Raw genomic sequence first — 25,200 nt, 5'->3', positions numbered from 1 at the left:
CGAATGACATCTGAAATACTCTGGCCCCGCGATCAGGGCGCGTTGCTACCTCTCGGTAAACTCGGCGTCCTCGATGAGCACGGGATAGGTATAGCCCGCGCCGAAGTCCCGCTCCAGCACCAGCGTCCCCGTCACCGAAACGCGGTCGCCGACCTCCGGCAACTCGGTGGATGTAATCGTGATGTAGTCACCCTCGTTGCCGGTTCCGTCCACGAAGTGGATGAAGTTCACCCCCATGATGTCCTCGTTGACCCGGCCGACGATGCCCTCCAGGCGCACCGATTCACCCTCGAGTTCGGCCGACGCCTGACTCAGCTGCGCGACCGTATGGACCTCATCCGCGGCCACAAAGGGCACCCACAGGGCCGCCACCAGCAGCCCCGCCACGATTCCTGCTTGCTTGCGCATCCACTCCACTCCATCGCTTGCCTGTGGCAGCCACACGGGCCGCCCGAACGATTGATTCTGGCACAGAACATCCCTTTCACGTCACACCGCCGCCCGCAGCGGACAGGAAGCCCGATACCTTCGATAGCCGCCAGCCGCCCTGCCCCTCCCCCGGGCCACGCCGAATCCGTCCACGCGGCACCCCGCACATAAAACGTGCGACGATGTCGGCATGCACGACACGCCCCATTATCCGTTGCGCGGCCTGCTCAAGCGGCTGATCGAGCCCTTTGCGACTGGCCATAGCGGCCGTGTGCCGCTCGGCCCCGATGAATGGGAGACCCTGCGCCGCCAGGTTCCGTTCATCGCGACGCTCACGCCCGAGGAGACCGAACGCCTGAAGGGGCTGGTCGAAGAGCTGTTGGGCACCCGCGAGTTTGTGGGCATCGAGTCCGAGCCGACCCCCGGCCAGTGCCGCATGATCGCGGCCTACGCGGCACTACCGGTCCTGGAGCTGGGGCTCGCCCCCTATCGTGACTGGCGCACGCTGGTGCTGTATCCGGATACCTTTGTGCCGGAGCACGAATGGGTGGACGAGGACGGCATCGTGCATCAGGGGGCCATGCCGCAGTCCGGCGAGGCCTGGGAGCGCGGACCGGTCATCCTGTCCTGGGCCGATGTCGTTCGCGACGGTGCCGTCGTGGTGCACGAGATGACCCACGTGCTGGATGCCGGCAACGGCGAGGTGAACGGCTTTCCGCCACTCGCGCGCGATCACTCCGCCGAGGACTGGACCCGCGACTTCACCGCGGCCTACGAGGCATTTGTCGAGGCCGTGGAGAACGACACCCCGGAAGACCGGCTGCCGCTGGATCCGTACGCCGCGACCGCGCCGGAGGAATTCCTGGCCGTGGCCGCAGAGGCCTTCTTCTTCGAGCCGCAAGGGCTGCGCGAGGCCCTGCCGGCGGTCTATGATCATCTGGCCCGATATTATCGCCAGGAACCACACCGTCGCGCGGCGGCCATCGCCACGCAAGGGACCCACTTGCCACACGAGATCTCCGCATGAAGACCCTGTCGCCAAGCCTTTTCCTGCTCGCCATGCTTTGGTGGATGATCCCCGGCAGCGCTGTCGCTGTCGATGACCTCGACAGCCGCTACGTGACCCTGGAACCCGTGGTGGTCAACATGGAATCCTCCGACCGCGCCCGTTACCTGCAGGCCAAGATTCAACTCGAGGCTGCGGAGATGGGTGACGCCCGCGAGATTCGTGGACATATTCCGGCCGTGCGCGACCGGCTCATTCGCATCCTGGGAGGGCGCTCACCCGACAGCCTGCGCGGCAGCGCGGCCCGCGAGGACTTGCGCCAGGAGGCGATGGAAGAGCTCAACGAGCTGCTGGAGGAACTGACCGGCGCCCCGCGCATCGAGGCCCTGTACTTCTCGGACTTCATCCGCCAGTAGTAACGCGCGCCACCGGCCAAACAAAGGAGACCCCGGCAGCCAAGATCTGCCGGGGCCCAAGCTGCCCGACGGAGGACCGGGCCGGGGTCCCGCCAGGGACCCAGTTCATCCTGCCAAGATCAGTGCGGCCGGTGCAGCAGTGGCATCTCGCCACGCTCGACCATGTGCCGGATCAGGGTCGCCCGGCCAGGTTCTTCCTGCTCCAGCTCGGCAGCACACTGTGAATCCTGGTGCGTGGCCTCGGCCAGCAGCACCTCGAGCTCACGCAGGTCCACCTTCGGCTGCTGCAGATCCTCCGGCTTCGGGTTCTCCACCATGTGGGTCTCCCAGAACATCCGGGGATGCCAGCAGTGCAGTTGTGCATCCGGGTGCTGAAAGAGTTCGACACAACGACGATTGAGTTCCTGTGCATTCATTGCGAATGACTCCTCGTGCCGGTGTATTCACTCTTCTGTATAGACCCCCGAATACCCGAGTGCAAGGCTCGGGCATTAGACCTGGCCCACAGAATCCCCGCGCGCTGACTCAAGTGCCTCCAGCGCCTCCATCCATTCGGCCTCGGCGTTCTCCAGGCGCGCACGCAACTCGCCCTGCTCACGGGTCAGCTCGGCCAGCCGGCCCGTGGCATCTCCGGTGTACAGCGCGGGATCGGCCAGCTCGCCTTCGATCGCCTCCAGCCGCTGCTGCAACTCGCCACAGGCCTGCTCCGCCGTATCGGCCCGCTTTTGCAGTGGACGCAGCGCCGCGCGTGCCTGAGCAGCCTGCTGGCGGCGCTCCTTCTGCGAACGCGGCGCTTCCGGCGCGCGCGACGCCGATGGCGCGGAGGCGTCCGGCGTCTCCCGTTCGCGCTGCAGCTCGCGCGCGTAGTCATCCAGATCGCCGTCAAACTCGGTCAGACAGCCCTCCTCGACCCGCCAGAAACGGTCGCAGACACGCGCCAGCAGTTCGCGATCGTGTGCCACCACGACCAGCCCGCCGGCATAGTTCTCCAACGCCTCCGCCAGGGCCTCGCGCATGTCGAGGTCCAGGTGGTTGGTCGGCTCGTCGAGCAGCAACAGCGCGGGCGCCTGCCAGATGAGCATCGCCAGCACCAGACGCACCCGCTCGCCGCCGGAGCACTGCCCGACGGGGTCGTCCGCACGCTCGCCGGGAAACCCCATGCCGCCCAGGAAATCACGCAGGCGCTGTTCCGGTGCGGCGGCATCCAGCCGCGTCATATGGGTCAGGGGCGAGGCCGCAAGATCCAGCTGCTCGCGCTGATGCTGGGCGAAGTAGCCCACCCGCAGGCTGGGGTCGACGCGCCGCTCACCCGCCGTCGGGGCAAGCGCGCCTGCGAGCAGGGACAGCAGTGTCGATTTCCCGGCGCCGTTGGGTCCCAGCACGCCGATACGATCCTCCGGGCGCAGCCGCAGGTCGGTCGCCCGCAGGCGGCAGGTCTCGCCGTCGCAGACCGCCGCCGCCTCCAGCGCCAGCAGAGGATCGGGCAGACGCCCCGGGGTCGGGATCTCCAGGTGGATCGGGCGCGCGGCGCGAATCACCGCGACCTCATCCAGCCGCTCGAGGCGCTTCAGCCGGCTCTGGGCCTGGCGCGCCTTGCTCGCCTTGGCGCGGAAACGGCGCACGAAGTCCTCCAGGTGCGCGCGCTCGGCGGCGACCTTCGCGGCCGCCGCCTCGCTTTGTGCCGCGACCTCCGCGCGTCGTTTCTCGGCCTGGGTGTAGCCCCCGCTGTAAAGCTCGATCCGTCCGCGCTCGATATGCGCGATGTGTGTGACTACCGCATCAAGGAAACGCCGGTCGTGGGCGATCACGATTACGGTGCCCGGATAGCGCGCCAGCCAGCCCTCCAGCCAGACGATGGCCTCCATGTCGAGGTGGTTGGTCGGCTCGTCCAGCAGCAGGAGGTCCGACCGGGTCATCAGGGTTCGCCCCAGGCCGAGCCGCATCCGCCAGCCACCGGAAAAGTCGCTCATCGGACGATCGGCATCCTCCGGCGCAAACCCGAGACCGGCCAGCAGGCGGCGCGCGCGGGCCTCGGCGGACCAGCCATCGACCGCATCGATGGCCGCATACAGCTGCGCGTGTTCCGCGCCGTCCTCGACCGACTCCAGCTGGCGCTCCAGCTCGCGCAGCTCGGCATCGCCATCGAGTACGTAGTCGACCGCTCGACGGGGGCTGCCCGGGACCTCCTGCGGGAGGTGGGCGACCACCCACTCCGCCGGCACATCGACATGGCCGGCATCCACGGAGAGCTCGCCCTGCAACGCGGCCAGCAACGAGGACTTGCCGCAGCCATTCGCCCCGGTAAGCCCTACGCGCCAGCCGGCGTGAACAGTCAGGTCGCTGTGCTGCAGCAGCACCTGCCGGCCACGCCGCAGCTCGATATCGGAGAGTCGGATCATGAGCGTAGTGTAGGGAAACGGTTACCCGCGCACACATGACAGTGCGAGTTCAAAGCCCCCTCCTGACCCAGGCGTCAATTTATTGCCACCCCTTGCCGCCTGGGGCGGCCTTGCCTTGCCACCCCGGCAGAAAGGCGCCGATTTTCCGTCACCCCAAGAAAGACAATAAACGCACCACATTGTTTATACTCGTTTTTTATTAAATGGCACAAAATTCGCTTCAGCTTGAGCCCAAGACTTTTGGATACGGCGAGGCGGCCATGAATCGCGACGGAAACGCAGGGAATCTGCGCCTGGTATCGGGCAAGGGGAAATCCACCGAGCACCCCGAGGCCCCATTTGACGCGCTGGCCTTCGTCCAGTCCCTGACCGCGACACTGGAATTCGACGCCGTCCTTCAGCGCCTGCAAGAGCAGCTCCACACCCTCCTGCAGCATTCCGGATGGATCTTCTACACCGACAACGAAGACCAGTCGTGGTCGGGCGGCGAGGATGACCGTCACCGCATCGAATACGGGCTCAGCTACAACGGCGTCACCATGGGCTCCTTGATCCTGATGCGCGGACGCCGCTTCAGCGACGCGGAACAGCAGCAGATCGAGGCGCTGCTCGGGCTGGCCGCCCCCGCCCTGCACAATGCCCACCGGTTCCGGCGGCTGATTTCCAACCTGGAGAGCGACGAACTCACGGGGCTGGGCAACCGTCGTGCCTTCGAGATCCAGGGCGCCAAATGGCTGGCCGACTGCCGCCGCCAGGACCGCCCACTGTCCGTGCTGGCCATCGACCTGGACCACTTCAAGCGCATCAATGACGACTACGGCCATGCGGTGGGCGACGAGCTACTGCGCCGCGTAGCGGACACGCTGCGTACGGCCACACGGCAGTCCGATCTGCTGGTGCGTATGGGCGGAGAGGAATTCCTGGCCGTCTTGCCGGGGGCCGACCTGGCCTGCGCCATGGAGTGCGCGGAACGCATCCGCACGGCGATTGCGAGTATCCGCGCCACCGCGACCGCCGATGATGCATCAGCCCTGCAAAGCGAGGGCGTAGTCAAGGTCACGGCCAGCATCGGGGTCGCGAGCGTGGGCCGCCACACGACGCTGCAGGCCCTCTACCAGAAGGCCGACGAGGCGCTGTACGCTGCCAAGCAGTCCGGGCGCAACCGCGTCCTGGCGGGCAACTGACCCCCGGCCGAAGCTGGACTCAGGGGTTCGCGCCAGGCTGAATAAAATCCACACAGGTAAGCGCCGTGGCCAGGATGGCCTGGCGCAGGGCCTCGATCGCCTCCGGCCGCGGAAAACTGGTACGCCAGGCCAGCGCCACCCGGCGGCTGGGGGCCGGGTCCTCGAATCGACGCACGGCCAGCAGGCGCTGGGCGTAGCGATCGGCCCCCACCGCAGTACACGGCAGAATGGTCACGCCCATACCCGAGGCCACCATATGGCGAATGGTCTCCAGTGAGGACCCCTCCATATTGCGCGGCGTACTGCCATCGGCCGTAACCGTCCTCTGGCAGGCGGGGCAGCGTTCCAGCACCTGATCACGGAAGCAGTGCCCGGCACCGAGCATCAGCAAGGTCGCATCCGCCATGTCCTCGAGGGTCAGCGTCTTTCTGTGCTGCAGGGGGTGGCCGCCCGGCAGCACCGCGACGAAGGGCTCGTCGTACAGCGGCAGCGTGACCACACCCGGTTCTTCGAACGGCAACGAAATGATGATCGCGTCCAGTTCGCCGTGCTTCAGTCGCTCGCGCAGTCGATCGGTGTAGTTCTCTTCGATCACCAGCGGCATCCTGGGTGCGCGCTCGCGCAGCACCGGGATCAGCTCGGGCAGCAGGTACGGGCCAATGGTGTAGATGGCCCCGAGCCGCAAAGGACCCGCCAGCTGGTCCTGACTCTGCACCGCCACCGCACGCAGATGCTCCACCTCGGTCAGCACCCGGCGGGCCTGGGTCACGACTTGCTCGCCGGCCGGGGTCACGCTGACCTCGCCACGGCCGCGCTCGAACAGGGTGACCCCCAGTTCATCTTCAAGTTTGCGAATGGCGACGGACAAAGACGGCTGACTGACATGACAAGCCTCGGCCGCCCGACCAAAATGACGCTGGTCGGCCACCGCAACGACATAGCGCAACTCGCTCAGCGTCATCGTTCGGGGCCCCGATGCCCCGCACCGCCATCGCCATCCACCAGGCGCCCGTCATCGGGCAGGTCGAGGGTGACCTGGCGCAGACGACGGCCATCCAGCGAGATCTCGCCCACATGTCGGCTGGCCCCGTCGGTGGCGAATTCAAAGCGGTATTGCCGCCACCAGGCCAGGCCTCCGGGCCGGCGCCGAATGGACTGGCGCGTGCGTACCACGCTGCCATCCAGCAACTGCACACCGGCCTGCTCGCAACTGCGGCGCGCGATCTGGCGCACCCGTTCGTGGGTGCGCCAGGAGTCGTTCACGTAAAAGGCCACCAGAACCAGGGCTAGGATTATCAGCAAAGCCGTCATGGACGGGTATGATACCCACATTCCGTTTCTTGCCGACGACCACCCTGCACTCGACGCCCCATGTCCATCAGCACAAACGCATTCAATCAACTCGCCGGAGAGCTCCGTTCTGTTGGCCAGAGCGAGCTGCTACCTCGCTTCGAGGCCAGGATCGCGGTGGACTACAAGGCCGATGGCTCGGTGATCACCCAGGCCGACCATGCCGTCGATGCACGACTTCGCGACCTGCTGGGGACCGCGATCGCAGGCGAACCCGTATTGAGCGAGGAGCAATCGCGGCAGGAGCAGGCCCGCGTACTCGACGAGGCACCCGCCTTCTGGCTGGTCGACCCGCTGGACGGCACCAGTAACTTCGCCGGCGGCATGCCCTTTTTCGCGATCTCCATTGCGCGCATCGAAGACGACCGCGTCACCCATGGCGCGACCTACGACCCGGTACGGGACGAACTCTTTACCGCACGCGAAGACGGACCCCTGCTGCTAAACGATGCGCCCCCCCCGGCAGCCGCCCGCGCCCCGGCCAGCCGCCTGGACAAGGCCATCGCCCTGGTCGACTACAAGCGCCTGGCCCCCGACTTGGCGGCGGCCATGGCCACTAACGCCCCGTACCGCTCGCAGCGCAACCTGGGGGCCTGCGCCCTGGAATGGGCCTGGCTGGCGGCCGGGCGCGCCGATCTGTATCTGCACGGCGGGCAGGCCCTGTGGGACAGCGCCGCCGGAACGCTGATGCTGGCCCGCGCCGGCGGCACAATGAGCAACCTCGAGGGCGAGGCGGCGTTTGGCCGCTCCCTGAACAAGCGCTCGGCCATCGCGGCCCGTTCGGCCGCGTTGTTCGATCAATGGCGGGCATGGACCTCCCCACACCGAATGCCCTCCATGGCCTCTCAATCGTGAAATCCAGAAAATCAAACAACGGGCGCTTGTCGGCGGGGGATTTCACTCCACGCTATCTCCCCATCGCCTGGAAGATCGTCGCGGTCGTCGCCATCCTCACCCTGCTGGGCATCGGCACCCTTTCGGTGGTGGTGCTGAACCAGGTCACCAATGTCCTCAACAACCAGATCCAGGCCCAGGCCGAGCTGACCCTGGCACCCGTCGCCCGCACCTCGGCCGAGCTGATGCTGGCCGAGGACTATCTGACCCTGGAGACCCTGCTGAACTCGCTGGTCGAGGACGGTCGCGTCGAATCGGTCACCGCCTACGCCATCGACCGCGGCGTGATCGCCTCGGCCGGCACCCCACCCTCCCCCGGGGGAGGCATCAGCGAAGGCGTGTGGCCACTGGCCGTTCCGGTAGAGCCCTACCAGCGCGAGGTGTACTTCCAGGATGTACAGGTCGGGTACATCGAGGCGCACATCGACACGACCCCCATGCAGGAACTGATCCGCAACACCATCAATGCGGGGATTGCGACAGCGATCGGGGTCTTTCTGCTCAGCCTGATCCTGGCAATCGACATCAGCAAGCGCCTGGTGCGCCCGCTGGAGCGCCTGGCACATGCCATGCGCGAGCGCATACGCCATCCCGTCGACGAACATGGGCGACCCGTGCCGATGGTGCACGAGGACGAGATCGCCCAGCTGACCGACGCCTTCAACAACATGGCCCAGGACCTGCTGCGCAAGGACCAGGTCGAATCGGCCCTGCGCCGTTATGTCTCCGACGCGATCGCGCAGGACATCCTGGAGAATCTCGACCGGATCGAGCTCGGAGGACGGGCGGTCGAGGGCTCGGTGCTGTTCGCCGACATCAAGGGCTATACCGCGCTGTCGGAGCGCTGCACCCCGGAAGAACTCGGCCGCATGCTGAATGAATTCTTCGGTCCGATGGCGGAATGTATTGCCCGTCACGGTGGGACGGTAGACAAGTACATGGGCGACTGTACCATGGCGGTGTTTGGCCTCGGCGGTGACGAGAACCATCGCCAGACGGCCGCACGAACCGGGCTCGCGTTGCTGGAAACGGTCGCCGCGATCAACGCTGAACGCGAGGCCCGGGGCGAGGAACGCGTCGAATTCCGCATTGGCTTGAACGCGGGCGAGATGCTGGCCGGCAACATGGGCGCGCAGGACCGCATGCAATTCACCGTGGTCGGCGACACCGTCAACGTGGCGGCCCGCCTGGTCACGGTCGCGCCATCCGCCGGCATGGTAACCACGCAGTGCTTCATGGAGCATGAGCAGGTGAAAGGGCAGTTTGAAACCGAACACTGGGGGACGCACGAGTTACACGGCGTCAGCGAACCCGCCGAGGTCATTCGTATCCTCGCGGTGGCGGACACCCATTGATGCGGCTCCACGGCGCGCGACCGGGCCTGCTGCTGGCCGCCCTCGCTCTGCTTTTTTTCCAGGGCTGCGCCGGCATGCAGCCCTTCATGACGGCGGAAGACCAGATCGAAGCCGCCGTCGAGGAAGGCGAGTACCAGCGCGCCCTGGAGCTGATCAACGAGCACGACCCCGAGCCAGCCGCCGAATGGACCTCGCGCCGAGAGCAGATCGAGATCATGGCGCAAGAGGCAGCAGAGCAGGCCATGAAGAAAGCACGGGCTGTTTCCGCCGAGGGCGCGGTCGCAGAGGCCCTGGGGATCCTGGAGGACGCCGACTCCCGCCTGCCCGAAAGCGAGGAGCGTGCCCGCTTCATTGACCAGCTGGAGCGCCAGCGCCAGGTCGGTCTGCGCACCCTGCAGCAGCGCCACGATGTCCTTGAGGCCCGCAACCTGGTTCAGCAACTCCGCCTGCTGGAGATCATGCGCCCCCTGGTTCCGGATACCGGTCAACTGCCCGCAGACCCGGACGCCCTGAGCGAACGCGCCCCCGCCCTGGCCAAGGCCCTGGAGCAGTATGCCGACGACAGCGATGGCCGCGAGCGCCTGGAGCTGTTGCGCCTGGCACAGGATTTATCCCCGGTCAGCGAACGGGCCACCCGCATCCGCGAACTCCAGGAGGAGATGCGCACACGCGAGGAAGACAAGGACCGCGAAGAGGAGGCCGAGCGCCTGTCCGCGATCAACGCGCAGTTGCGTCAGGCACTGCAGGCCGGCGAATTGCAGCGGGCGGCTCAGTGGTGCCGTAGTGGCGACATCCGGCTGGACGAAGATGCCTCCGGCCCCGACCAGGCCGCCCAGCGAGCACGCATCTCCCTGTGCGACGAGTGGCGCGAACAGCGCGACCAGCGCGCCGAGCACCTGCTGGAAGAGGGCCGCCGCCAGTACACGGCCGGCCAGATCCAGGAGGCGGTCGACACCTGGGAAGAAGGACTTGCGCTGGCCCCCAGTCATTCCGGGCTGGCCACCGCGCGCGAGCGGGCCCTGCGCGTACTTGAACGTCTTGACACCCTGCGCATCCCCGAGGCCCCGGCGCCGGTCGATCCGGAGGCCTTCCCCATCCCCGACACCGAGGATGCCGAGGGGGACGAGGAGCCGGAGTCCTGAGATCTGGCAGGCTGCCAGGTCGTCCCCATGCGGCGACCCTGCTAGGATTGCCGCGCCCGCCTAACCGGAACCACCCCCTGCGATGAGTGCTTCTGTCCACGACCTGATCACCGACGAACCCCACCGAGTCCTGCAACTGGGCAGTACCGAGGTCGTTGTGCTGGGCACCGCGCATGTCTCCCGCGCCAGCGCCGACAAGGTGCGTGCCCTCGTGGACACCGGCGAGTTCGACGCGGTGGCCATCGAACTGTGCGAGAGCCGCCAGCGCGCGATGCTGGATCCCGACGCGGTCGGGCGCATGGACCTGTTCAGCGTGATGCGCCAGGGGCAAGCCCCGATGATCGCCGCGAGCCTCGCCCTGGGGGCCTATCAGCAGCGCCTGGCGGAACAGTACGGGATCGAGCCGGGGGCCGAGATGCGCGCGGCGATGGACGCAGCCCTGGATGGCGGGCTGCCGCTGGCGCTGATCGACCGCGACCTCGGCCTGACGCTACGCCGCACCTACCGCGCGGTGCCCTGGTGGCAGCGCATGGGGCTGATCGGCGGGCTGTTCGGCTCGGTCCTGTCGCGCGAGAAGATCGACGAATCGGAGATCGAACGGCTGAAGGAAGGCGACATGCTGGAGTCCACCTTCAGCGAATTCGCCGAACAGTCGGAGGACCTCTATCGCACGCTGATCCACGAGCGCGACCAGTACATGGCGGCCCACCTGCGGCGCCTGGCCGCGTCCGGCAACCACCGCCGCATCCTCGCCGTGGTCGGTGCCGGGCACCTGTCCGGGATCGCAACCCAGGCGGAAGACGAACTGACGCCACCCGACGCCATCCTGGACTCCCTCGACCAGTCACCGCCCAAGGCACGCTGGCCCAAGGTCCTGCCGTGGGTGATCGTCGCCGTGATCCTGACCGGCTTCGTGATCGGCTTTTTGCGCAATCCGGACATCGGCCTGCAGATGGTGATGGACTGGGTGATGATCAACGGCGGCCTGGCCGCCATTGGCGCCATCATCGCGCTCGCGCATCCGCTGACCGTGGTCACAGCGGCGCTGGCCGCACCCCTGACCTCGCTGAACCCGACCATCGGGGTAGGCTTCGTCGCGGCCGCGGCCGAGCTGTTTCTGCGCAAACCGCGGGTCGACGACTTTGCCCGCCTGCGCCAGGACACCACCACCCCGAGGGGCTGGTGGCGCAACCGGGTCTCGCGCGTGCTGCTGGTCTTCCTGCTGACGACGCTCGGCTCCGCGGCCGGCACCTATATCGGCGGTGCACGCGTATTCAGCCACCTGTTCGGTAGCTGACCTACTCCGGGATCCGCAGCACCAGCTTGCCGCGACGCCCGCCGGCCTCGATACGCCGGTGCGCCTCGGCCGCCTCGGCCAGCGGCAGGCTGTCCTCCACGTTGACCTGCAGCCGCCCGCTGGCCAGGCGCGCGAGCCCCTCGGCCACCAGCGTGGCCTGGTGCTTCAGGCGCCGGCGATCCCCTTCCAGCATCGGGGTCAGCATCAGCTCCAGGCTGATACTGGGGTTGCGCAGGCGCGCCGCGTTCCAGTCCACGTCATCCGGCGGCGCCAGCAGGGTCACCAGATCACCGCCGTAGGCCACCTGTGCCAGCCCATCGCGAAAGACCGGCCCGCCCACGGTATCCAGCACGATGTCGAAACCGCGCCCGTCGGTGTAGCCCCGGATCGACTCCCCGGCGTCGGGCCGGGTCAGGTCGACCACGTCGCCGCCCAGGCCGGTGACCAGGCGCTGCGCCTCTTCGCGACGCACCAGCCCCAGGACCCGGGCCCCGGCCGCGCGCGCGATCTGCACGGCCATCTGTCCCACCCCGCCTGCAGCGGCATGCACCAGTACGGTCTGTCCACGCTGCAGATCGGCACGTTCGAACAACGCCTCCCAGGCCGTGAGCCAGGTCAGCGGCAAAGCCGCGGCCTGCAGGTCCGTCACCGCGGCCGGTACCGGCACCACGGCCGCCTCCGGGACCACCACCTGCTCGGCATAGGTACCCGGGGCCGCCCCCACGCCACCAAAGCAAAAGGCTACGCGCTGCCCCGGTCGGACATGGCGCACACCGCTGGCGCAGGACTCGACCACACCGACGCCGTCACAACCGGGCGTGTTGCGTGGCGCGCCGGGCACCAGCATGCCCCGCGTCCGAACCTTGGTGTCGACGGGATTCACCCCCGCCGCCAGCAGTCGAATCTTTACGTCGTCAGTCCCTTCAAGCTCGGGCTCGGGGACCTCCCTCAGTTCCAGGACATCCGCCCCGCCGGGCTCGTCGAAAACGATGGCTCGCATCGAGCGACTCCTCGTGTTTGAACATGCCTTGTGGATTTTGATACCGCTCCGGGAAACCTTGCCGGCGACGCGCTAGAGTCCGATCCCGATGCCGATCCCGAAACGCACGCCCGACGACGGCCTCGGGGGTTCCGGGTCTGGCCACAGGTGGACCGAGTAGGCATCCAGCAGCGGGAAGACATAGGCCAGCTGCCCGATCGAGCCCTCCTCGGTCCCCGATACCGTCCCCACCGCCGTCACGCGCCGCCCCGGGCGGTAGTCGACCGGGTCGGCAAAACCATCGAGCTTGAGGCGAAAACGCCCTGTGTTGGCCTGCCGTGTCTGGGGTTCCTGGCGCTGCAGCGGGTAGCTGACCACCTCGAGTACCGTGCTGTCCGCACGGTTGTCGACGCGGGCAATCACCCCGCCCCAGACCTGGTCCTCGGCGGGCAGATTGTCAGCCGTCACGCTGCGCGGGGGCACCGGATCACCCACCGCATCGGGGATGTCCAGCGGGCCGGAGGCGCAACCCGCCAGCAGCACCGGCGCAAACACCAGCACCAGCGCAGCGACCCGGGTGCGCCATGCGTTACCAGTACCAGGGATCATATCGCCAGGGGTCGTGACGCCAGTGGTAGGGGTGCGGCCGCCAGTACGGGCCCATATAGCCCGGCGGGCCCCAAGGGTCGTAGTAATACGGATCGCGCGGCGGGGGGCGCTTGGCCCACAGGTGTACCGTCTGTGCGTCGATACGGACGAAGCGATAGCCGAACTCGCCAATTGAGCCGTCCTCTATGCCATCCAGCCGGCCGCGCACCGTGACCTCGCGCCCCTCCGCGTACACCTGGGGATCGAGGAAGTCGTCGATATAGGCACGGAACCGGCCCTCCGACTGGTCGACCTCGCGCGGACGAGCCTCGCGATTGAGCGGGCGCGCCACCACCTCGAGCCGGGTGCCGTCCCGGGTGTTCTCGACCTTTGCAATGACACCGCCCCAGACCACGGCCTGGCCCTTGGTCGCCTCGGGGTCGGCCAGGACCTCGGCGCGGGTCAGGGGCTCCTCCGGCAGGGGCTCGATCCCTTCGGGGATGCTCGCACAGCCCACGAGCAACCCGCCCAGCAGCAAGCCGGTCAGCGCAGAAAAGTGACGCAGAAGGTTCATGCCTCTAGGACCGCCCGCAGCGCATCAAGGTTCGCGTCACTCCGGGCCTGACGCACAAAGCGCCTCGACATCCACGATCTCGTGCTGGGCCGCCTCCACGGCCCGCAGCAGGTCCTCCGGCTCCAGCCCGACGGCCTGCCAGACACCCTCGTCCACCGGTGGGGCATCGGCCCAGTCGCGCGAGTCAATCTCGGCCAGGTGGGCCCCGGTATTGGCAAGATGCACCAGCATCACCGCCAACCGGTGCCCCTCGGGCGCTGACTGCGGGTGGTGGTGCCCAGCCACACAGGCCACCAGCCCCTCCGGCAGTCCCCAGTGGGCGGCCAGCGCCCCGCCCAGTTCCGCGTGATCGAAACCCAGCTGCTCGCGCTCGGCCCGCTGCGGACTGGGCCCCGCCCCGATATCCAGGCTGGAGAGAAATGCGCGGTGCGCCGCCTCCGGCGACTGGGTGAACAGCAAGAGCTTGCCCAGATCATGCAGCAGCCCGGCGAGAAACACGCTACCGGCCTGGCGCGGCAGGACGCGGTCAGCCAGGTGGCGGGCGATGACCGCACAGTAGGCGGAATGGCGCCAGAACACCTCCAGCGGCAGACGCTCCTGGTCGGGGATGCGGCCGGTCGCGCGGGTGATCGCACCGGCCACGACCAGACGCTTAAGGGTGTCGCGTCCGAGCAGGTTCACCGCGCGTTCCACGGTATCGACGCTGCGCGTCTGTGCATACGCCGGGCTGTTGGCCAGGCGCAGAACTAGGGCCACCAGACCGGGGTCCCGCCCCAGGGTTGCGGCGATCTGTCCCGGTGTACTGTTGTCATCCTCCAGCAGGCGCGCGACTTCGAACACGACCTGCGGCATCGCCAGCAGCTTGTCGGCCGACTGGACGCGCGCCTCGAGGCTTTCCGTTGCGTGCATCTCGGACATCCTGGTTCTCCACAACAGGGCCGCACGCCCCGCTGTATCTACTGTAGCCCCATGCCCCCCCGCCAGGGAAACGAAGCCCGGGCAAATCGCGGCGGAACGAACCATAATCAGGTACTCGGATCACTAATTGTTGCTTGCACCCCACAACGGAGGTTGTCCCATGGCGTTTCGACTGACCGCTGCACTACTGGCCTTTACCCTCCCCGGCCTGGCGCTGGCCGGCATTCAGACCGAGGAGGTCACCTACGATCATGATGGCGAGGAGATGACCGGCTATCTCGCCTACCCCGACAGCGACGGCCCCCACCCGGGCGTCCTGGTGGTCCATGAATGGTGGGGCCACAACGAATACGCCCGCGACCGGGCCGAGCAACTGGCACGCGAGGGCTATGCCGCCTTCGCACTGGACATGTACGGCAGCGGCAAGAGAGCCGACCACCCATCCGAGGCGGGAGAGTTCGCCGGACAGATTCGCGGCAACCGCGACCTGATGCTGGGCCGCTTCGAGGCCGCCCATGACTGGCTCAAGGAGCACGATGCCACAGCCGACCAGGCGCTGGCGGCGGTGGGCTACTGCTTCGGCGGCACGGTGGTGCTGGAGGCCGCGCGTGCCGGAATGGACCTGGCCCTGGTTGCCAGCTTCCATGGCGCACTGGTGACTGACCACCCGGCGAGTGCGGGCGACGTCACGGCGGAAGTCCTGGTCTTCAACGGTGCGGCCGACCCGATGGTCCCGCCGGAGCAGGTGGCGGACTTCCGCGAGGAGATGGATAACGCCGAGGCCACCTATACCTTTGTCGACTTCTCCGGTGTGGTGCACAGTTTCACCAACCCCGGGGCCGACGAGATCGCCGAGAAGTTCGACATGCCGGTGGGCTACGACGAGCGGGCTGACCGCGACTCGTGGAAGCACCTGCTGAGCGCCCTGGAACGCATGTAGTTCGAGTATCTGGCACTGCTCGAGCGTGGCGGGCCCGTTGCCCGCCACGCTCGATTTACGCTACCCGGCCCCGCCGATCCGGTCAGAAGTTGCGGAAAAAGATCAGGGTCCCAAGCCCCACCACCACGGCCACCATGACCAGGATCGCCAGCTTCAGCCAGCGCCAGCCGCGAGAAGGCGCCGGACGACTGCGGCGCTTGCGCGATGAAGGCCTGGCCGCGGGCGTATCGGCCGCCATCGCCGGTGCGGGCGACATCGGTTCGTTGGCACGGGCCACCAGCGGTTCATGCGCCTCCCCGCGCGCAGCGGGGGCGTCACGTTCCTGCCCCGAAAGAGACGTCGCCGACCCCAGCTCCAATTCGCGGATGCGGGCTCGCAGAGTCTGATTGCGTTCGCGCGACTCCTCCAGTTCCTGCTCACGACGGGCCAGCCGTTCAGCAAGGGCCGAGGAGGAGCCGTCCTGCTCCGAACAGCGGGCCTCCAGGTCGGCCCGTGCCCGCTCGGCTGCGGCGGCACGCTCACACTGCTGATTGCGCTCCTGACGCAGCCGGGACGCCTCTTCCAGGGCCTGATCCCGCTCCTTCTGCACGGTCTCGCGCAAGCGGTCCAGCTCGACCAGCTCGTGGTCCAGCCGGATATTCTCGTTCTCGAACTCGCGCACGCGGGCACGTAGTACTTCTAGCTCCTCGACCCGCTCGGACGAGTCCGGAGTGGCCGTCTCCTCGCCCGGATCTTCGCCCGCGATCAGCTCGGCCGCCTGCAGCTCGGCGAGCTGGCCTTCGCTTTCCTCGGCGCGCTGCAAGGCGGCCGTCGCCTCGTCGCGCGCCTCGCTCAGCGCGGTGCGCAGGCGTTCGATCTCGCGCTGCGCCTCGCGCTCACTGGCGGATTGCTGGCGTAGCATCAACTCGCGACGCAGCCGGTCCACTTCCTGCCGCAGGAGCTGGTCGCCGCCACCCCCTGTAGTCAGCGGCAGCAGATCATTGACCACCTCGCGCACGCGACCGGGCACAAAGGGTTTCATCAACACAGCGTTGGCGCCCAGTTGCAGCCATTCGCGACTGGCTTCCTCGTCGCTCTCCTGACCGGTGATAATGGCCACCGGAAGATCGGCCGGGAGCCCTTCGGCACCATCGCGAATCCGCAGCAGCAGGTCCTGGCCATCCAGGCCCGGCATAGACAGGTCCGTCAGCACCAGACCGATATCGGCATTGCGCTGCAGGAGCGACCAGGCCTCTTCGCCGTCCGCCGCCTCGTAGACCACACGCTCACCCTGCAGGATGCGCTGCAGGGCGATCCGGATCACCTTGGAATCATCCACTACCAGAATGGCGGTGCGGGTCGTTGCCGATTGTTGTTCAGTCATCAAAGCCCCCTGGGGCACGTCACGTACCGCGCTCCCCTGCACGGCCGGACTCAAGTCCCGCTCTGAAGGTTACGCATGCGCCCGGCCCGGCGCCAGCGCACGCTGCGGCCCAGCGAGAACCGGGTCACGTTTTTGCGCAGCGCTTAAACGGGCTTCGACTTCCACTGGACCGCATACAGGTCCCGCCGCCGATCGCGCAGGTTGCGCACCGAGCCGTGGTTACGCAGCTCCTTCAGGTTGTCGAGGTCGAGGTCGACGATCAGGGTCATCTCGGTATTCGGCGTCGCCTCCGCGGCCACCGCGTCATGCGGGAACGCGAAGTCGGACGGCGTGAACACCGCCGCCTGCGAGTACTGCATGTCCATGTTCTCGACCCTGGGGAGGTTGCCGACCGAGCCGGACATCACCACATAGCACTCGTTCTCGATGGCCCGCGCCTGGGCGCAGCGGCGCACCCGCAGATAGGCATTCTTGGTATCGGTCCAGAACGGCACGAACAGGATCTGCAGCCCCTTCTCGGCCATCACCCGGGGCAGCTCCGGAAACTCCACGTCATAGCAGATCAGGATGCCGATCTTGCCGAAGTCGGTGTCGAATACGTGCACCTCGTCGCCACCCTGCAGCCCCCAGTAGGCGACCTCGTCGGGGGTGACATGCACCTTGTACTGTCGGTCCCAGGTCCCGTCACGCCGACACAGATAGGAGACATTGCGCAGGACCTCGTCGCTGTACTCCGGCATCGACCCGGCGACGATGTTGATGTTGTAGGCGAGCGCCAGGCGCACCATCTCCTCGCGGATCTGCTCGGTGTATTCGGCCAGATGGCGCACGGCCTCGGCCGGATACTCCTGGTTGAACGCGCCCATCAGCGGGCCATTGAAGAACTCCGGGAACAGGACGCAGTCGGAGCGGTAGCCGGAGACGGCATCCACGAAGTACTCGACTTGCTGAAACAGCGAGTCGAGGTCCGGTGTCGGGCGCATCTGCCACTGGACCACGCCGATGCGCACGTCCGAACGGCTGCCCCCGATCAGCTTCTCCTTCTCCTCGTAGTAGATGTTCAGCCACTCGATCAGCGTCGCGTAGGCGCCCGATTTCTCGTCGTCCGGGAGGTAGTTGGTGATGATCTTGCGAACGTGGAAATCGTTGGCCAGCTGGAAGGTCAGGATCGGATCGGTGATCTCGTGATTCTTGACCTTCTCCACGTATTGCTGCGGGGTCAGGTCGTCCCGGTGCTGCTCGTAGCCCGGGATGCGCCCACCGGCCACGATCGCGCGCAGATTGAGCTTCTGGCACAGCTCCTTGCGCGCGTCATACAAGCGACGGCCGAGACGCAGGCCGCGATACTCGGGGTGGACAAAGATATCGACGCCGTAAAGGGTGTCGCCATCCGGGTCGTGGGTCGTCAGGAACCCGTTTCCGGTGATCTGCCAGTAGCTATGCTGATCACCGAATCGCTTGTACTCGACGATCAGGCTGATTGCTGCGGCCACCACCTTGCCCTTGTCCTCGATACAGATCTGGCCTTCGGGAAAACGGGAGATCTGAGACCGAAACTGGGCCTCGCTCCAGGCCCCGTCGAGGTCGTGGTAGACCCGCTCCATGATCTCGCGGATGTCGTCGTAGTCCTCCATCCGTGTCGGCCGCAGCGTCAGGCGGTGCGGGACATTGGGGTCGGCGTCTTGCTGATTGCTCACGCGTTAAGTACTCCGTGACGGGACCGCTCGCCGGTCGGTTCAGAAAATCCAGGCCAGCAGCAGCCAGAAAAAGACAAAGAACAAGAAAAAGCCGGGGATCATGAACTGCAACTCGCCGATCAGCCCCTCACCAGCGGCCAGCGCGAACACCAGCATGACCAGCACCGAGACGATCGCGGCGACCAGGGCCGCCATCTGCAGCCCAATGCCATCGTCGAACGTGATCGCGACCCACTCGGACAGCCCGGGCAGGGTGACGGCCGCGCCCAGCACGATCAACGCCACCAGCAACGCGGCCAGCGCCGAGGTCCCCAGCAGTATGCGCAGGGCCAGGCCGCTGTCGCGGCGATCGCCGGAACTCACGCGGCCGCCTCGCGACGATCGCGCACATAGTCACGCACGCGGTGCGGATCGGGGATACCGCTCACACGGAACTCCGGGTTGTCGCCGGTGGTGTACACCGCAATCTCGCCGACCCGGAAGATCCGGTTCCAGAAGCTCTGATCGACCTTCACGGTGCGGATCTGGCCAATGTCCAGGTCCACATGGGACTTGCTGAGCAGGCCCTCCTCCAGGTGCACCTGGTCGGCATCGATGCGCAGACGCACCGAGCGCGTCTGCAGATACCACCACAGCAGGATCAACAGCCCCAGACCAAAGGCCGCGATCAGCAGGACACTGAAGATGAAACCGAACGGGTGATTGCGAAACATCGCCGGGCGGGCGTCGATCGCGGGCGCACGACTGGACATGGGACCTCCGGTTCGCGGACAGGTCCCAACAGTGTGCCAGATGGAGCGCCCGCCGCGGGTGTCTCCAGGCGATGCTGCCGCGCCGGTCAAGGAACGCGGTATCGCGTATCAGGCGGGGCGGCTCATGTTCTTGCCGTAGAAGATCTCCATCATCTCGTGCTTGAGCAACTTGGCGATGCGCTTGGCCTCTTTCGCCGAGTAGTCATCCTTGCCCAGGCCGAACAGGTAGCTGTCGAGATCGAAATCCTTGAGCACCATCTTGGTGTGGAACAGGTACTCCTGGTACACGTTCACGTCCACCATCTGGTACTTCTCCTTGGTGTCGCGCGAGAGGAAGTCCTGGATGGAGTTGATCTTGTGATCGATGAAGTGCTTCTTGCCACGCACGTCGCGGGTAAAGCCGCGCACGCGGTAGTCCATGATCACGATGTCCGACTCGAAGCTGTGGATCAGGTAGTTCAGCGCGCGTAGCGGGGAGATGCGACCACAGGTGGAAACATCGATATCCGCGCGGAAGGTTGCGATCCCGCCCTCCGGGTGCGCCTCCGGATAGGTATGGACCGTGATATGACTCTTGTCGAGGTGACCGACCACCGTTTCCGGCAGCGGGCCCGGGCCTTCGGTGTAGCCGATCATCTCGGTCGCCACCGGCTCCTCGGAGATCAGCATCGTCACCGAGGCGCCCTGCGGGTCGTAGTCCTGGCGCGAGATATCCAGGATGTTGGCCCCGATCAGGTGGGCCACGTCCGTCAGGATCTGCGTCAGACGCTGGGCGTTGTAAGCCTCGTCGATGTACGCAATGTACTCGTCACGATGGCGTTCGCCGGAGGCGTAGCAGATATCGTAGATATTGAAGCTCAGGCTCTTGGTCAGGTTGTTGAACCCGTGGAGCTTGATCTGCTTCTTGTGACGGGGCATGGCGTTTCCTCTTGCCCGGTGCGCAGGGAACGGCGGATTGTAGACGTCCCGGGGCGTCAGGGAAACACGCTACGCCCTTTGGGGAAAATTCCCGCCGACTGCGCGGGTGTCTCAGCGGGGCGCGGGGCCCTCGAGGATTTCGAAGTCGTGGGTAACCCGGGCCGCCGCCCCCAGCATCAGCGAGGCCGAGCAGTACTTCTCCGCGGACAACTCCACCGCGCGCCCCACCTGCTTCTCGGACAGGCCATGGCCGTAGACCCGAAAGTGCACGTGGATGTCGGTGAACACCTTGGGCACCGTCTCGGCCCGCGTACCGTCCACTGTGACCTCGCAGTCGAGGACCTCCTGGCGTCCCTTCTTGAGCATCGCCACGACATCGAAACTGGTGCATCCACCCAGCCCCAGCAGCAGCATCTCCATCGGGCGGGCGCCCAGGTTCCGACCACCGGCATCCGGGGGGCCGTCCATCACGATCGCGTGGCCGCTGCCGGTCTCGCCGACAAACGCCACCTGTTCCAGCCACTTCACCCTGACCTGCATGCGCGTCTCCTTTTGCCCACAACTTCGGCCCGTTTGGAAGGCCCTGTGTGGCCTATACTCAACAAAAAATGCATGAACTTTGAGATGCAAGACACAAAATCAAATGCTGGTCGTTGGATTTTGTGACTCGATCCCGACACCCGGGTCCCGCTCACGGAGGGCTGAATTACACTGAAAACCGTCCTCAACAAGCGAGACGTTAAAAGCCATGGATGCCATGACTATGAATAATCCGTTCGTCTACCGCCCGGCGCAGCCGTCGCCGGCACTGGAGCGCTTCCTCGGTTACTGCCATCGCCGGCACTACCGCAAGCGCACGACGATCATTCACTCCGGCACGGTACCGGATACGTTGTACTACGTCGTCAGCGGTTCCGTTTCCGTGTTGGGCGAGAACAACGGCCACGAGCTCGTCCTGGCCTACCTGAACAAGGGCGAGTTCTTCGGCGAACTCGGCATGTTCGAGGATGACCCGCGTTCGGCGACGGTCGTCACCCGCGAGGATACCGAGACCGCCGAGATCCCCTACACCCAGTTCCGCGAGATCGCGCAGCGCGACCCGGAGATCCTGATGCTGCTGACCAGCCAGATCGCCACCCGCCTGCGCCAGACCTCGCGCAAGGTGATGGACCTGGCCTTTGTCGATGTCACCGGCCGCATTGCCCACACCCTGCTGGATCTGGCACGCCAGCCCGACGCCATGACCCACCCGGACGGCATGCAGCTGCGCATCACCCGCCAGGAGATCGCGCGCATCGTCGGCTGCTCTCGCGAGATGGCCGGGCGTGTCCTGAAGGACCTGGAGGAACGCGGGCTGATCACCGCCCACGGCAAGACCATCGTGGTGTTCGGCACCCGCTGAGCGGCACCCTGGCGAAAACCTGCCCGCAGCCAATACGGGCGGGCGCCGCGCCCGCAAGCAAGCAAACCCCGGGCGACTTGTTGCCGTGGTACTAGTCTTCGCCGCGGAACAGCCGGCCCAGCGCCTGGCCCGGATCCTCGGTCCGCATGAAGGCTTCGCCTACCAGGAAGGCATTCACCCCCGACTCCTGCATGCGCGCCACATCCTCACGGGTATGGATGCCGCTCTCGGTGACCAGTAGCGCCGAGTCCGGCACCTGGTCCTTCAGCTCCAGCGTGGTCTCCAGGCGCGTCTCGAAGGTGCGCAGGTCGCGGTTGTTGATGCCGATCAGATCCGCCCCGATCTTCTTCGCGCGCTCGAGCTCCTCGGCATCGTGCACCTCGACCAGGGCATCCATGCCCAGCTCGCGGGTCAGGAAGTACAGTTCGTGCAGCGCGGTGTCATCCAGCGCGGCGGCGATCAGCAGCACGCAGTCCGCCCCCAGCACCCGCGCCTCGTAAACCTGGTAGAGGTCGATCACGAAATCCTTGCGCAGGATCGGCAGCTGGCAGGCCACGCGCGCATCCCGCAGATCCCCGTCACGCCCCTTGAAGAAGTCCACGTCGGTCAGCACCGACAGGCAGGTGGCCCCGTGTTCCTCGTAGCTGCGGGCAAAGACCTCGGGGTTGAAGTTCGGGCTGATCTGCCCCTGGCTAGGGCTGGCTTTCTTGATCTCCGCGATCACGGCCGCGCGGCCGGCATCGATATCGCGCTGTAACGCCGCCCGGAACCCGCGCGGCTCCGGGGCCGACCCCATCCAGCCACGCAGCTCGCGCAACGGCCAGAAGGCCTCGCGTTCCTTTAGTTCCTCGCGCTTGCGCTCGAGGATCCGCTTGAGGATGTCCGGGACGTCAGTCATCAGCTTCCTGCTCCTTGATTGGTCAATCGTGCACTGGTCGCCTGCAGCCGCTCCAGGCGCTCGCGGGCGGCACCCGAATCGATCGCCTCGGCCGCACGGCCAACGCCCGCGGCCAGCGACTCGGCGCCACCCCCGGCGTAGATCGCGGCCCCGGCGTTCAGCAGGACGATATCGCGGGCCGCGCCGGCCTGCCCCTCCAGCACCCCGCGCAGCATCGCGGCCGAGGCCTCCACGCTGTCGACCCGGATCGCGTCCAGCCCGCTCCGTGCCAGCCCGAAATCCTCGGGCACGACGGTGTACTCCTCGATCGCGCCATCCTTCAGCTCGGCCACACGCGTCGGGGCACCGATGCTGATCTCGTCCAGCCCGTCCTCGGCGTGCACCACCAGCACATGCTCGCTGCCCAGTCCCTTCAGGGCCTCGGCCAGCGGCCGCACCCAGGCATCGGAGAACACGCCCAGCACCTGATTCGGCGCCCCGGCAGGGTTGGTCAGCGGGCCCAGCACATTGAACAGCGTGCGCACGCCCAGCTCCTTGCGCGGGCCGATCGCGTGTTTCATCGCGCCATGATGGGCCGGAGCAAACAGGAAGCCAACGCCGACCTCTTCGATGCAGGACCCGACCGCCTCCGGCGCCAGCCCGAGATGGATCCCCAGGTGCTCCAGCACGTCCGCGGAGCCGGACTTCGACGACACCGAGCGGTTGCCGTGCTTGGCCACCCGCACGCCACCGGCCGCCGCGACCAACGCCGAGGCGGTGGAGATATTGAAGGTGCCGGAGGCATCGCCGCCGGTGCCGCAGGTATCGACCAGCCCGGTGCGCGGGACATCCACGCGGGTCGCCAGCTCGCGCATTACACCGGCCGCCGCGCGGATCTCCTCGATGGTCTCGCCCTTCATGCGCAGGGCCACCAGCAGCCCGCCAATCTGGGCGTCGGTGGCCTCTCCGGTCATCACTAACTGCATCACGGCGGTCATGGCCGCCTCGTCCAGGTTCTGACGTTCGATCAGGGCCGCTATGGCTTGCTGCACGGTCACAGGGCTGCTCCTGTCGGGGAATGGGGAGCGCTAGTGTAACGCCCGCTCCCGCGCGGCACGAACCAGGGAAACGCTGCCCCCTATGCACACTCGCGTTGGTACCCCAGGTTTTCCGAGGCTAGGCGCGGCCCTTGCCGGTAGTGGTTCTACCGGCAAGGGCCGCAACGCAGGATCGGGGAACCTGGGGTGCCAACCCCGAAGGGGCTCGGCCGCCCGTTTTTGATCACAACGGGCGCGGGAACAACGTTGCGGTTCCCTTGTGCAGAATGACTGCACGGCAGTCACCGCGCCTTGTTCGCACGCAAAAGCGACTCGAGCGCGAGTGTGCATAGGGGTCAGCGTTTCCCTAATCCTCCGCCGAACCAGACAAAAGCAGCAAAGAGCCAGATGACCGCCGCACCGGCGACCAGGTGCAGCAGGACGTCATCCAGCCAGTCGACCACGAAGAGCGTGAGCAGGGCTGCAAACCCGAGCTGAATAAAGGCCTGCATCGCCGAGGCCATACCACGCGCCCCCGGATAGCAGTCCAGCGCCAGCAGGGTCAGCGAGGGCATCCCGAGGGCCAGGGCAAAGCTGTACAGCGCAAACGGCAGGGTCACCGCCGCCACCGAGGGCTCCGGGGCCAGCGCCGCCCAGCCCACCAGCGCCAGCGAAATCCCGGTGAGCAGCAAGCCGATGCGGACCGTGACCTCGGGCGCCACGCGCCCGGCACTCCAGCCGGAGGCCACGCCCCCCAGCATCAGCCCGACCACCATGGGCGCGAACAGCCACCAGAAATCGCGCTCGCCCCCGCCGAGATGGACATAGATCAGCGCGGGCGAGGCCGCGACGAACAGGAACTTGGCCCCGAACAGGGTGGTATGCACCAGCACCGGCTGCAGGAACTGCAGGTTGCGCAACGTACCCGCATAGCGCCCCAGCACCAGCCGCGGCCGGCTGGACACGCGCCCGACCGGGGGCAGGGTCTCCGGCAGCCAGAGACGCGCGGCCAGCAGCAGCACGACCCCGTAGAGCACCAGGAACGCGAACACCGACCGCCACCCGAACGCGGACTGCAGATAGCCGCCCAGGATGGGCGCGATCGCAGGCCCCATCGCGAACATGATCGTCACAATCGCGAATACGCGCCGCGAATCGATGGGGTCGAAACGGTCGCGCACCAGGGCACGGCTCACCACCACCCCCGCCGCCGCCGCGAAGCCCTGGCCGATCCGCAACCCGATCACTTGCCAGTACTCCACCGCCACCACCAGCAGCGCGGATGTCGCGACATAGGCCACTAGCGCCCACAGCACGACCGGACGCCGGCCAAAGGCATCCGACAGCGGCCCGGCTACCAGCGTGGCCAGGGCAAAGGCGACCAGATAGGAGGACAGCGTCGCCTGCATCGCCGCACCGTCGACGGACAGGTCCGCGGCCATCGCCGGAAACGACGGCAGGTAGGTATCCAGCGAGAACGGCGCCAGCAGCGCCAGGGGCGCGACCAGCAGCGCGAAGCGCAGCCGGGTGCGGCGTTCTAGGGAAGCACTGGTCAATGTACGCGCCCGCGCTCGAGTCGCTTTTGCGTGCGAACAAGGCGCGGTGACCGCCGTGCAGCCATTCTGCACAAGGGAGCCGCAACGCCGTGCGCACACCCGTTTTTGATAACAACGGGCGGCCGAG

General features: G+C 66.8%; 27 protein-coding genes. 9 read left to right on the top strand and 18 right to left on the bottom strand.

All coding sequences use genetic code 11. The features are described from left to right. Positions 1-45: 45 nt before the first annotated feature. Entirely contained in the window at positions 46-408 is a 363-nt protein-coding gene (locus tag F791_RS0107020) for a hypothetical protein (protein WP_019592396.1), read from the bottom strand. Positions 409-619: 211 nt separating this feature from the next. On the opposite strand from F791_RS0107020, the gene F791_RS0107015 reads away from it, so the two are divergent. Together F791_RS0107015 and fliL are read left to right on the top strand one after the other, a co-directional pair. Then, on the top strand, positions 620-1,456 hold the full coding sequence (locus F791_RS0107015) for a zinc-dependent peptidase (RefSeq protein WP_018993226.1): 837 nt from the start codon (positions 620-622) through the stop codon (positions 1,454-1,456). Further along, positions 1,453-1,851: a flagellar basal body-associated protein FliL gene (gene fliL, locus F791_RS0107010; protein ID WP_018137913.1), complete on the top strand. Its 399-nt coding sequence runs from the start codon at positions 1,453-1,455 to the stop codon at positions 1,849-1,851. Before F791_RS0107015 ends, fliL begins: the two co-directional genes overlap by 4 nt. A gap of 119 nt (positions 1,852-1,970) precedes the next feature. On the opposite strand, the gene F791_RS0107005 is transcribed toward fliL, so the two are convergent. Then, positions 1,971-2,267, bottom strand: coding sequence for a hypothetical protein (locus tag F791_RS0107005; RefSeq protein ID WP_012983699.1), 297 nt, complete (start codon positions 2,265-2,267; stop codon positions 1,971-1,973). 75 nt (positions 2,268-2,342) lie between these two features. Then, positions 2,343-4,250 carry an ATP-binding cassette domain-containing protein gene (locus F791_RS0107000; RefSeq protein ID WP_018137912.1) on the bottom strand — a complete coding sequence of 636 codons (1,908 nt, stop codon included), beginning with the start codon at positions 4,248-4,250 and terminating at the stop codon, positions 2,343-2,345. A gap of 260 nt (positions 4,251-4,510) precedes the next feature. On the opposite strand from F791_RS0107000, the gene F791_RS0106995 reads away from it, so the two are divergent. Next, positions 4,511-5,434, top strand: coding sequence for a GGDEF domain-containing protein (locus F791_RS0106995; protein WP_018993227.1), 924 nt, complete (start codon positions 4,511-4,513; stop codon positions 5,432-5,434). 19 nt (positions 5,435-5,453) lie between these two features. Here F791_RS0106995 and F791_RS0106990 read toward each other — a convergent pair whose 3' ends face one another. Both F791_RS0106990 and F791_RS0106985 read right to left on the bottom strand, forming a co-directional pair. Next, complete coding sequence (locus F791_RS0106990; RefSeq protein WP_018993228.1) at positions 5,454-6,395, bottom strand: hydrogen peroxide-inducible genes activator; 942 nt, start codon at positions 6,393-6,395, stop codon at positions 5,454-5,456. Next, positions 6,392-6,745: a DUF3301 domain-containing protein gene (locus F791_RS0106985; protein ID WP_018137909.1), complete on the bottom strand. Its 354-nt coding sequence runs from the start codon at positions 6,743-6,745 to the stop codon at positions 6,392-6,394. Before F791_RS0106985 ends, F791_RS0106990 begins: the two co-directional genes overlap by 4 nt. A gap of 60 nt (positions 6,746-6,805) precedes the next feature. Here F791_RS0106985 and F791_RS0106980 point away from each other — a divergent pair, with 60 nt between their 5' ends. The 4 genes from F791_RS0106980 to F791_RS0106965 all read left to right on the top strand — a co-directional run bounded on the left by F791_RS0106980 (position 6,806) and on the right by F791_RS0106965 (position 11,472). Further along, positions 6,806-7,639 carry an inositol monophosphatase family protein gene (locus F791_RS0106980; RefSeq protein ID WP_026333009.1) on the top strand — a complete coding sequence of 278 codons (834 nt, stop codon included), beginning with the start codon at positions 6,806-6,808 and terminating at the stop codon, positions 7,637-7,639. Between the two features lie 26 nt (positions 7,640-7,665). Beyond that, positions 7,666-9,033 (top strand): adenylate/guanylate cyclase domain-containing protein, encoded by a 1,368-nt coding sequence (locus F791_RS0106975; protein ID WP_018137907.1) that lies wholly within the window; start codon positions 7,666-7,668, stop codon positions 9,031-9,033. Beyond that, complete coding sequence (locus F791_RS0106970; RefSeq protein WP_018137906.1) at positions 9,033-10,175, top strand: hypothetical protein; 1,143 nt, start codon at positions 9,033-9,035, stop codon at positions 10,173-10,175. Before F791_RS0106975 ends, F791_RS0106970 begins: the two co-directional genes overlap by 1 nt. Before the next feature lie 82 nt (positions 10,176-10,257). Then, positions 10,258-11,472, top strand: coding sequence for a TraB/GumN family protein (locus tag F791_RS0106965; protein WP_018137905.1), 1,215 nt, complete (start codon positions 10,258-10,260; stop codon positions 11,470-11,472). Between the two features lies 1 nt (position 11,473). Here the strand turns inward: F791_RS0106965 and F791_RS0106960 are convergent, their stop codons facing one another. The 4 genes from F791_RS0106960 to F791_RS0106945 form a co-directional block, all read right to left on the bottom strand. Further along, a complete protein-coding gene (locus tag F791_RS0106960; protein WP_018993229.1) occupies positions 11,474-12,472 on the bottom strand; it encodes a zinc-binding dehydrogenase in 999 nt (332 codons plus the stop codon). A gap of 72 nt (positions 12,473-12,544) precedes the next feature. Beyond that, positions 12,545-13,060: a Slp family lipoprotein gene (locus F791_RS0106955; RefSeq protein WP_081601190.1), complete on the bottom strand. Its 516-nt coding sequence runs from the start codon at positions 13,058-13,060 to the stop codon at positions 12,545-12,547. Then, positions 13,041-13,613 carry a Slp family lipoprotein gene (locus F791_RS0106950; protein WP_019592394.1) on the bottom strand — a complete coding sequence of 191 codons (573 nt, stop codon included), beginning with the start codon at positions 13,611-13,613 and terminating at the stop codon, positions 13,041-13,043. Before F791_RS0106950 ends, F791_RS0106955 begins: the two co-directional genes overlap by 20 nt. A 36-nt stretch (positions 13,614-13,649) precedes the next feature. After that, positions 13,650-14,531: an HDOD domain-containing protein gene (locus tag F791_RS0106945; RefSeq protein ID WP_018993231.1), complete on the bottom strand. Its 882-nt coding sequence runs from the start codon at positions 14,529-14,531 to the stop codon at positions 13,650-13,652. A gap of 160 nt (positions 14,532-14,691) precedes the next feature. Between F791_RS0106945 and F791_RS0106940 the strand changes: the two genes are divergently transcribed. Beyond that, the gene (locus tag F791_RS0106940; protein ID WP_018137900.1) at positions 14,692-15,471 is read left to right on the top strand and encodes a dienelactone hydrolase family protein; all 780 of its coding nucleotides are present in this window, start codon (positions 14,692-14,694) and stop codon (positions 15,469-15,471) included. Between the two features lie 82 nt (positions 15,472-15,553). On the opposite strand, the gene F791_RS0106935 is transcribed toward F791_RS0106940, so the two are convergent. The 6 genes from F791_RS0106935 to F791_RS0106910 all read right to left on the bottom strand — a co-directional run bounded on the left by F791_RS0106935 (position 15,554) and on the right by F791_RS0106910 (position 20,741). Further along, positions 15,554-16,834, bottom strand: coding sequence for a response regulator (locus F791_RS0106935; RefSeq protein ID WP_018137899.1), 1,281 nt, complete (start codon positions 16,832-16,834; stop codon positions 15,554-15,556). A gap of 143 nt (positions 16,835-16,977) precedes the next feature. Continuing rightward, complete coding sequence (locus F791_RS0106930; protein ID WP_018137898.1) at positions 16,978-18,531, bottom strand: bifunctional GNAT family N-acetyltransferase/carbon-nitrogen hydrolase family protein; 1,554 nt, start codon at positions 18,529-18,531, stop codon at positions 16,978-16,980. 39 nt (positions 18,532-18,570) lie between these two features. Beyond that, positions 18,571-18,894, bottom strand: a complete 324-nt coding sequence (locus F791_RS0106925) for a hypothetical protein (RefSeq protein WP_019592392.1) — start codon at positions 18,892-18,894, stop codon at positions 18,571-18,573. Beyond that, on the bottom strand, positions 18,891-19,283 hold the full coding sequence (locus F791_RS0106920; RefSeq protein ID WP_018137896.1) for a PH domain-containing protein: 393 nt from the start codon (positions 19,281-19,283) through the stop codon (positions 18,891-18,893). Before F791_RS0106920 ends, F791_RS0106925 begins: the two co-directional genes overlap by 4 nt. 108 nt (positions 19,284-19,391) lie before the next feature. After that, the gene (gene speD / locus F791_RS0106915) at positions 19,392-20,201 is read right to left on the bottom strand and encodes an adenosylmethionine decarboxylase (RefSeq protein WP_012983717.1); all 810 of its coding nucleotides are present in this window, start codon (positions 20,199-20,201) and stop codon (positions 19,392-19,394) included. A 111-nt stretch (positions 20,202-20,312) separates the two neighbouring features. Continuing rightward, a complete protein-coding gene (locus F791_RS0106910) occupies positions 20,313-20,741 on the bottom strand; it encodes an OsmC family protein (protein WP_018137895.1) in 429 nt (142 codons plus the stop codon). Between the two features lie 223 nt (positions 20,742-20,964). Between F791_RS0106910 and crp the strand changes: the two genes are divergently transcribed. Next, the gene (gene crp / locus F791_RS0106905; RefSeq protein ID WP_018137894.1) at positions 20,965-21,603 is read left to right on the top strand and encodes a cAMP-activated global transcriptional regulator CRP; all 639 of its coding nucleotides are present in this window, start codon (positions 20,965-20,967) and stop codon (positions 21,601-21,603) included. A 91-nt stretch (positions 21,604-21,694) separates the two neighbouring features. On the opposite strand, the gene trpC is transcribed toward crp, so the two are convergent. From trpC to F791_RS0106890, 3 genes are all read right to left on the bottom strand, one after another. Continuing rightward, complete coding sequence (gene trpC, locus F791_RS0106900; RefSeq protein ID WP_018137893.1) at positions 21,695-22,501, bottom strand: indole-3-glycerol phosphate synthase TrpC; 807 nt, start codon at positions 22,499-22,501, stop codon at positions 21,695-21,697. Then, positions 22,501-23,538 carry an anthranilate phosphoribosyltransferase gene (trpD, locus tag F791_RS0106895; protein WP_019592391.1) on the bottom strand — a complete coding sequence of 346 codons (1,038 nt, stop codon included), beginning with the start codon at positions 23,536-23,538 and terminating at the stop codon, positions 22,501-22,503. Before trpD ends, trpC begins: the two co-directional genes overlap by 1 nt. Before the next feature lie 335 nt (positions 23,539-23,873). Continuing rightward, positions 23,874-25,073: a multidrug effflux MFS transporter gene (locus tag F791_RS0106890; protein WP_018137891.1), complete on the bottom strand. Its 1,200-nt coding sequence runs from the start codon at positions 25,071-25,073 to the stop codon at positions 23,874-23,876. Positions 25,074-25,200: the final 127 nt, after the last annotated feature.

Source organism: Thioalkalivibrio sp. ALRh (assembly GCF_000381425.1).
Taxonomy (GTDB): domain Bacteria; phylum Pseudomonadota; class Gammaproteobacteria; order Ectothiorhodospirales; family Ectothiorhodospiraceae; genus Thioalkalivibrio.
Note: the sequence above shows the minus strand (reverse complement) of the source record. Positions and strands in the feature narration are given on the sequence as shown.